Here is a 7,173-nt window from a genome sequence, read left to right as displayed (position 1 = left end):
CACCGGGCGCGTCGTCACGCCCGCCCGCCACGATTCCCAGGTACGCCTCCGTCAGACGGTCCGCCTCGACCTCGGCACGCGGCCCGCACCAGGCCACCCGCCCCCGAGCGAGGTACGCGACCGTGTCGGCGACTTCCAGGACCTCGGCGGCCTTCTCCTCGACGAGCAGCAACGCCGTGCCGGCGTTCCGGAGTTCGACGAGGAGGCGGAACACCTCCTCGACCACGCGGGGCGCGAGACCGAGGGAGGGCTCGTCCGCGATCAGGACCGTGGGCGGGCGCTGGAGGAGGGGCGCGAGCGCGAGCAACTGCTGTTCGCCGCCGGACAACGACCCGGCAACGACCCCGCGTCGCGCGGCGAGCGCGGGGAAGCGGTCGTAGACGGCGTCGCGTTCGCCCCTGGCCCGCAGGTGGAGCGCGAGGTTCTCGTCGATGCTCAGCGTGGGGAAGATGCCCCTGCCCTCGGGTGCCAGCAGCACGCCGGCCCGCGCCCGCCCGACGGCTCCCTCCCGCGTGACGTCACGCCCGGCCGCGTACACCTGCCCGGACAGCGGCGGCAGCAGCCCGGCGGCCCCCCGGCACGTGGTCGACTTCCCGGCGCCGTTGGGCCCGAGCAGGGCGAGGATCTCACCGGGTCGAACGGCGAGGTCGACGCCGTGCAGGACGGGGGCGCCGTCGTATCCGGCGCGCACACCGCGCAGTTCGAGGGCCGCGTCGGTGCTGGGCGCCGCTGGGGGCGTGGGCCGCTCAGGCGCGTCGTCCGAAGTGACCGCCGTGGCACGCCTGCGGTGCAGCCGCGTCGGCAGCGCCGCGCAGTACCCGTCCGGATCGTTCGCCAGGGCGAGCCCCGCCAGCCCGAACAGGATCACCGGCAGGTGCGCCGACTCCGTCACGTAGTCCGCCATGAGGTGCGGCATCACCGCGAACACCAGCCCGGCCACCACCGCGTACTGCGGCCGCCGCACCCCCGCCGCCACGACCACCGCGAGCCACACGAGCCCCGTCATCGCCGTGAAGTCGGTCGCCGTGATCCGGGTGCTGTACGACGCGTACATCACGCCCCCGAAGCCGGCGAGCCCGGCGGACAGCGTGAACAGGGTCAGCTTGGTGCGGACGACGGAGATGCCCGAAGCCATCGCGGCCGCCGGAGCGGACCGTACCGCCAGCATGGCCCGCCCGGACGGCGAGTCGCGCAGCGCGCTGAGCGCCGCCACGACCACCGTGACGAGCACGATCATCGCCACGCCCATCGCCCGGTCGTCGGACAGGTCCAGCGGGCCGATGACGGGCCGCGGGATCGCCCACCCGGTGTCGCCGTTGCGCAGCCATCCCATCTGGAAGAGCACCTGGTCCGCGAGGAAGGCCAGCGCGAGCGTCGCGAGGGCCAGCGACCTGCCGCCCAGCCGCAGCGCGGGCAGCGCCACGAGAGCGCCCAGCACGGCCGCCGCGCACGTTCCCACGGCCGCCGCCGCCACGAACGGCCACCCGTGGCTCATCAGCAGCCCCGCCACCAGCGCGGCACCCGTCACGAACGTCGCCTGCGCCAGCGACACCATCGCCCCGAGCCCGGTCACCACGGTGAACGACACGAACACCAGGGAGATCGCGAGCCCCTGGGCGAGGATGCCGCTCCAGAAGGGCGTGGTCACCGTGTAGAACGCCACCGCCAGCAGCACCGCAGCCACCGTCCAGGGACCCCAGCGCCGTCCCCACGACCGTCCCGCCAGATAGTCCACCGGCGGTGCGTCGACCGACGCGGTCCCCGCCGTCCGCTGCCGCCGGGTCAGCACCAGCAGCCCGGCGAAGAGGATCAGGAACGGGACGGCCGTACGGAACCCGGTGATCCGCTCGGCGAACGACGCGTATCCCGCGACCAGGTTCTGCAGGACGCCCAGCCCGAGTCCGCCCGCGAAGGCCAGCGGGACCGAGGCGAAGCGGCCCAGTACGGCGGCCGTCGCCGACACGAACAGGAACAGGGTGAAGTCGTGCGCGGACAGGCCGAGCAGGGGAGTGGCCAGCACACCCGCCAGACCGGCGAGCCCGCTCGACAGCATCCACGCGATCGACGACAGCCGGTCCGCGCTCATGCCGCGCAGCTCCACCAGCGAACGGTTGTCGACGGCCGCGCGCAGCCGCAGCCCCAGCGAGGTGTGCCGCATCAGCACCCACAACCCCACGGCCACCACCGCCGTCACCACCCAGGTGATCAACTGGTCGGAGTCGACCCCGACCCCGTCCGTCAGCTGCCAGGACGTGGCCGGGCTCGGCCCGACCCCGGGCAGCCCGAACTGGTTCTCGGCCGGCCTGACCGGCGCCCCCGCGTCCTCAAGCAACTCCACGGTCCACAGCCCGAGCGCGGGCAGCGCCACCAACAGCCCGATGGTGGCCACGATCTGGGCCGTCTCACCGACCCGCGCGAGCTTGCGGAACATCAGCCGGTCAAGACCCCAGCCCAGGCCCGGCGCGACGACGCACACCAGCAGCAGGGCCGTCTGCACCGCGGGCCAGCCGAAGCCCGAGTGCAGCTCGTAGAACGCCAGCGCACACAGGTAGGCGGTGGCGCCGTGCGCGAAGTTGAACAGCCCCGAGGCCGAGTACGACAGCACGAGCCCGGTCGCCAGCAGCGCGTACAGCGCGCCCGAGACCAGTCCGCTCAGCACGAATCCCAGCAGGTCGGACATCCCAAGCCCTCCTGGCCGACCGCTACTTGAAGGGGATGGGCCGGTAGCAGGTGAAGGGCGCCGACACCACGTACTTCCCGCCCTTCAACTGGACCAGCGCCCCGCACCCGAACGACTCCTTCTGCCCCTTGGGCTCGGCCCGGTCGCCGACCAACGTGGCGGTGTCGGAGAAGCCGTTCGCCGCCTTCTGGAAGGACTCCACGGTGAGGTCCTCGCCCGCCTTCTCGGCGATGGCGAGGAAGAGATCGGCGCTCATGTACCCGGTGACCATGTGCATGTTCAGGGGTACTCGCTTCCCCGCTGCCTTCCGGATGTCGTCCGCGAACTGCCGCATGGCCGCGCTGTCCTGCTCGAACGGCTGGAAATGGATCAGCACATGCACGCCGTCCAGCGCCTTCTCCGTGGCGTCCTTGGCGAGCAGGGCCGGGTCGTAGTCGGTGGGATCGGAGAGCACGCCCTGGTAGCCGATCCGCTTGACGGCGGTGAACAGGCCGATGTTGTACGGGGTCTGCATCACCGACACCACGGCGTCCGGGGCCTTCCCGCCGTCACTGCGCAGGATCTCCTTCGTGTACGCCGACCAGTCGCTCGGTACGGAACCGGCGGGCACGGCCGCCTTCGCGTACGTCACCTCGTAGCCCGCCGACGTGAAGCTCTGCTTGTAGGTGCGGATCGCGAACGTGCCGGCGTCGCTGTCGTTGGCGAGGATCGCGACCGACTTGCCCTCGGAGCCGCCCGTCACTTTCTTCAGGCCCTCCGGCCAGGTCTGCGAGATGGTCCCGCCCGGTGCGGGGACCATGCAGCCGCCGAAGCCGTAGATGTACGACGGCCCGCAGAACGACGGCAGGGTGCCCCAGCCGAAGGTCGGCACCTTCTGCTGTTGCAGGAAGTCGGCGCCGGAGAAGGTGGTGGAACTCATCGGCGCGATCGCGAACACCTTGTCCTGCTGGACGAGTTCGCGCGCCGCCGCGAGGTTCTTCGCGGGGTCCTGGCCGTCGTCCTCGGCGCCGAGGTAGTCGATCTCGCGGCCGTTGACGCCGCCCTCGGCGTTCGCCCGGCCGAATCTCGCCTTCGCCCCGAGGTCCGTGTCCTTCTTCGAGTACCCGGTACTCGTGGTCATCGAGACGATCCCGCCGACCTTGATCGAGTCGTCGGTCACTCCGCGGGTGGCTCCGCCGGTTGTCCGGGAACTTTCGTTGCTCGCGGCCGAGTTGCAGGAGGTGACGAGAAGTAACGCGGCCACGGCTGCGGTGACGGTACGGATCGAACGCGACACGGTCGGCCCCTTTGCGTCGAGTGACCGAAAGCGTGCGGCAGATCTGATGGACCGTCAATAACTATGCGTCTGCCGGGTTGAAGTCGTGGTCGGGTGCGGGTTCGTTGTGGCTGGTCGCGCCCACGCGGCGGAGCCGCATATGTCACAGCCCCGCGCCCCTAAAGGGGCGCGCCCCTTGCGGGGCTACGCCCGGTACAGCGCCTCGACCTCCGCCACGTACGCGTTCTCGATCGCCTTGCGCTTCAGCTTCAGTGACGGTGTGAGCAACCCGTGTTCCTCGGTGAACTGGTGGGCCAGTATCCGGAACGTACGGATCGACTCGGCCTGTGACACCAGGGTGTTGGCCGCGACCACGGCCCGCCGCACCTCGGTCTCGAGGTCGGGGTCCCGTACCAGCTCCGCGGGAGTCAGCTTCGGCTTCTCCCGCATCTGCAGCCAGTGCTCCACGGCCTCCCCGTCGAGCGTGACGAGGGCCGCGATGTAGGGCCGGTCGTTGCCGACGACGATGCACTGGGCGATCAGCGGATGGTCCCGTACCCGTTCCTCCAGGAGGGCGGGCGAGACGCTCTTGCCGCCCGAGGTCACCAGGATCTCCTTCTTGCGCCCGGTGATGGTGAGGTAGCCGTCCTCGTCGAGTGAGCCGAGGTCGCCGGTGGCCAGCCACCCGTCGTGCAGCGTCTCGTCGGTGGCCTTGGGGTTGTTGAGGTAGCCCTGGAAGACGTTCTCGCCGTGCAGCCAGATCTCGCCGTCGTCCGCGATGTGCACGGTCATGCCCGGGATGGGCTGGCCGACGGTGCCGTACCGGGTCTTCCCGGGCGGGTTGGCGGTCGCGGCCGCGGTGCACTCGGTGAGGCCGTACCCCTCGTAGATGAAGACGCCCGCGCCGGCGAAGAACAGGCCGAGTCGGCGGTCCATCGCCGAGCCGCCCGACATCGCGTGCCGCACGCGCCCGCCCATCGCGGCCCGGATCTTGGCGTAGACGAGCTTGTCGAAGATCTGGTGCTGCAGGCGCAGACCGGCCGAGGGGCCCGGCCCGATGCCCCAGGCCTTCGCCTCCACCGCGTCGGCGTAGTTCACGGCGATCTCGACGGCCTTCTCGAACGGGCCGGACTTGCCCTCCTTCTCGGCCTTGCGGCGCGAGGCGTTGAAGACCTTCTCGAAGATGTACGGCACCGCCAGGAAGAACGTCGGACGGAACGCGGCCAGGTCGGGCAGCAGGGCCGCCGCGTTGAGCTGGGGCTGGTGGCCGAACTTGACCTTCCCGCGGATCGCGGCGACCTGCACCATACGCCCGAAGACGTGCGCGAGCGGCAGGAACAGCAGGGTCGCCGCCTCGTCGCCCCTCTTGGAGTGGAAGAGGGGCTCCCAGCGCTGGATGACGGTGTCCGACTCGAACATGAAGTTCCCGTGGCTGATGACACAGCCCTTGGGGCGGCCGGTGGTGCCGGACGTGTAGATGATCGTCGCGGTCGACTCGGGTGTGACCGCGCGCCGGTGACGGTGCACCACTTCGTCGTCGAGGTGCGCGCCCGCCTCGTACAGCTCCTGTACGGCGCCCACGTCGAGCTGCCACAGCTTGTGCAGCAGCGGCAGCCGGTCGACGACCGTGGCGACCGTCATGGCGTGGTCCTCGTGCTCGACCATGATGGCGGACACCTGGGCGTCGTGCAGCATCCAGAAGACCTGCTCGGCGGAGGACGTGGGGTAGATCGGGACGACCTGGGCGCCGATGGACCACAGGGCGTAGTCGAAGAGCGTCCACTCGTAGCGTGTACGGCACATGATGGCGACCCGGTCGCCGAACCGGATCCCCTGCGCGAGGATGCCCTTGGCGAGGGCGAGTACCTCGTCGCGCAACTCGGCGGACGTGACGTCACGCCACCGCCCCTGCTCGTCCTTGCGGCCGAGCGAGACGTACAGCGGATCGTCCTGGGCGTACTCGTAGATGACGTCGGCCAGGCCGCCCACCGGCGGCGCCGACGCCAACGGAGGGTTGGTGAACTCGCGCAATCCGGCTCCTCGTGGCGCTCCCCGCAGCGCCGTGAAAGCTACCCCACGCGCGGACACGGCGGGAGGGGTGACGGAACGCACCAAAGGGACGCCAACTGCCCTGGACAGCCTGTAGAAATGCCTGTGGAGCGGGAGAAGCCGGACAGAATTCCTTACGGTGCAGTAAGTTTCGATCCCGTAATCTCCACCGAATCTGTACGCCGCGATTACGGTGTGCGCCGGTGCGAACACGGTTCCGGAAGAATTCCTTCCGCGTGCGGGGCGTGACCGGCGTCGCGGCCGCTGGGGCCGGGTCACGCCGCTTCGGTTCCCGGCCCCAGCAGTTGTCAGTCGCGCGACACCGCGACCTCCTCAGTCGGTGCGTGCCTCCGGGTGACAACCTGCGTGGCCCGCGGAGACCGCACCAACACCAGTACCAGCGCACCGGCCACCACCGCCGTCACACCCGCCGCCACGAACGCCGCGTCCAGCCCGGAGGCGAAGGCCGCCCGCAGCGCGTGCTCGGAGAAGGCGCCCCGCAGCGCGCCCGCGCCCCCTCCGGCCAGCGTGTGCGCGGCGTCGTCCGGCAGCGAGTCCCGCATCCGCGAGGTCAGGACGGTCCCGAAGACGGCCACCCCGAGCGCGTACCCGAGCTGCCGCGCGGTGTTCACGGCGCCGCCCGCCATCCCCGCACGCTCCAGCGGTACGGCCGCCAGCGCGGCCCCCGCGATCGCGGGCGACACCAGCCCGGTGCCGATCCCCACCAGCACCAGCCCCGGCACGAGCACCGTCCAGCCGTCCCCCGCGTCGAGCACCGCCTGACCGCACGCCCCCGCCCCGACCAGCAGCAGCCCACCGCCGATGGTCAGCCGCGCGGGCGCCCCGTGCAGCAGCCGCCCGCCCAGGATCGCGACCACCATGGCCGCGCCCGTCAACGGCAGCAGCACGAGCCCGCCCCGCACCGGGCTCATGTCCCGCACCGTCTGCAGCCAGATCGACAGATACGGGATCACCCCGAACGCGGTCCCGTTGAAGGCGAGCGCGCCCACCATCACGCCCACGAACGCCGGCCTGCGCAACAGGGACAGGTCCAGCAGCGGGTGCGCGGCACGCCACTCGACGCCCACGAAGCAGCCCAGGGCGAGCGCGGCGAGCACGAACGCGGCCACGCTGCCGGCCGAGGTCCAGCCGTCCTCACCGGCCCGCACCGCCCCGTACGTCGCCGCCC

General features: G+C 71.2%; 4 protein-coding genes. All 4 read right to left on the bottom strand.

Features of this window, described 5'->3' with window-relative positions:
* A partial coding sequence (locus tag FNH08_RS40005) for an ABC transporter permease subunit (RefSeq protein WP_152776428.1) occupies positions 1-2,680 on the bottom strand: 2,680 nt, incomplete at its 3' end.
* Positions 2,681-2,702: 22 nt separating this feature from the next.
* The gene (locus FNH08_RS40000) at positions 2,703-3,956 is read right to left on the bottom strand and encodes an ABC transporter substrate-binding protein (protein ID WP_322726235.1); all 1,254 of its coding nucleotides are present in this window, start codon (positions 3,954-3,956) and stop codon (positions 2,703-2,705) included.
* A 183-nt stretch (positions 3,957-4,139) separates the two neighbouring features.
* The gene (locus FNH08_RS39995) at positions 4,140-5,966 is read right to left on the bottom strand and encodes an AMP-dependent synthetase/ligase (protein ID WP_152776427.1); all 1,827 of its coding nucleotides are present in this window, start codon (positions 5,964-5,966) and stop codon (positions 4,140-4,142) included.
* A gap of 326 nt (positions 5,967-6,292) precedes the next feature.
* A partial coding sequence (locus FNH08_RS39990) for an MFS transporter (RefSeq protein WP_152776426.1) occupies positions 6,293-7,173 on the bottom strand: 881 nt, incomplete at its 5' end.

This window comes from Streptomyces spongiae, from assembly GCF_009377185.1.
Classification (GTDB): domain Bacteria; phylum Actinomycetota; class Actinomycetes; order Streptomycetales; family Streptomycetaceae; genus Streptomyces; species Streptomyces spongiae.
Note: the sequence above shows the minus strand (reverse complement) of the source record. Positions and strands in the feature narration are given on the sequence as shown.